Annotated in this window: 1 protein-coding gene; it reads right to left on the reverse strand. The window is 68.6% G+C overall.

Translation table 11 applies throughout. The features are described 5' to 3' along the window. On the reverse strand, window positions 1-1,664 hold a 1,664-nt coding region (locus tag NP777_RS46765; RefSeq protein ID WP_256656301.1), incomplete at both ends, for a condensation domain-containing protein.

Here is a 1,664-nt window from a genome sequence, read left to right on the forward strand (position 1 = left end):
TCGCCTCACCACGACGCTCCGCAAGCCGGAACGACAGATCGAACTTCGCCGCCCCCGCCGCCACCGGCTCACCCGCGACCGACAGACCCGGCAACGAAACAACGGCCGATGCCCCGCCCTGCTCCGTGTTGTTCAACGTCAACATGGTCTGGAACAACGGATGCCGAGACAGCGAACGCTCCGGATTGACCACCTCCACCAGCCGCTCGAACGGCAGATCCTGATAGGCATACGCCTCAAGGTCCGCACCGCGGACGCGGTCGAGCAGTTCGGCGAATGTGGGATCCCCTGACGTGTCCGTTCGGAGGACCAGGGTGTTCACGAAGAACCCGACCAGTTCGTCCAGCGCGTCATCCGTCCGCCCGGCGATGGCCGTGCCCAGCGGGATGTCCGTGCCCGCGCCCAGTCGCGTCAGCAGTGTCGACAGCGCCGTCTGCACCACCATGAACAGGCTGGCCCGACGCTCACGGGCGATTCGCGTCAGCTCTTCGTAGAGACCGGACGGTACGTCGAAGGTGATCCGGTCGCCCTCGTACGAGGCTGTCGCCGGCCGAGGCCGGTCGAAGGGCAGCGGCAACTCCTCGGGAAGGTCCGCCAGCGCGGTCTTCCAGTACGCCAGCTGGCGGTTGATCTCGCTGTCGGCGTCGTCCTCCGCACCCAGCATCTCGCGCTGCCAGATGCTGAAGTCCGCGTACTGCACCGGCAGCGGCTCCCACCCAGGAGCCCCACCGGTGGTGACGCGGGTCGCGTACGCCGCCGTCAGATCACGGGCCAGCGGACCCATCGACCAGGCATCACTCGCGATGTGGTGCACCACGAGCAGCAGCACATGCTCGTCATGGCCGAGCTGGAACAGCCAGGCGCGTAACGGCACGTCGTTCGTGAGGTCGAAGGGAGTCCGTATCGCATGGCTCAGTCCCTCTTGGATCGTTCCCCTGTCGGCCGTGGCGACCGTCAGCTCTACCGCCGCGGTGTCCAGGACCACCTGGTACGGGCCGTCCGCGTCCTCCGCGAACAGGGTGCGCAGGCTCTCATGCCGGGCCACCACATCACCCAGCGCCTGCCGCAGCGCACCCTCGTCCAGGGCACCCCTCAGCCGCAACGCCACCGGAATGTTGTACGTCGCGCTGGGACCCTCGAACTGATACAGGAACCACAAACGCTGCTGCGCCAACGACAGGGGCAACCGCGCCGGACGCGGCACCACCGCCCGCACCGCGGACCGCACCACCCCTGACGCATCCAGCACGGCCGCCAGCTCGGCAACCGTCGGCGCCTCGAAGACGCGGCGTACGGCCAGTTCGGCGTCCAGGACGGTACGGATCCGGCTGACCAGCTTGGTCGCCAGCAGGGAGTGGCCACCGAGATGGAAGAAGTCGTCATCGATGGTGACCGACTCCACGCCCAGTACCTCCGCGAACAGACCGCACAGGATCTCCTCGCGCGGCGAACGCGGGGCCCGGCCGCCCGTCGAGCCCGGACCGTAGTCGGGCGCGGGCAGCGCACGCCGATCCAGCTTCCCGTTCGCCGTCAACGGGAAAGCCTCCAGCGTCACGAACGCCGACGGCACCATGTAGCCGGGCAGCTGGGCCGCGACGTGTTCGCGCACCTCGGCGCTGATCAGGCCGCCGTCCGCCGTGGCCGGGACGACGTAGGCCACGAGG

Source organism: Streptomyces rugosispiralis (genome assembly GCF_024505145.1).
Classification (GTDB): domain Bacteria; phylum Actinomycetota; class Actinomycetes; order Streptomycetales; family Streptomycetaceae; genus Streptomyces; species Streptomyces rugosispiralis.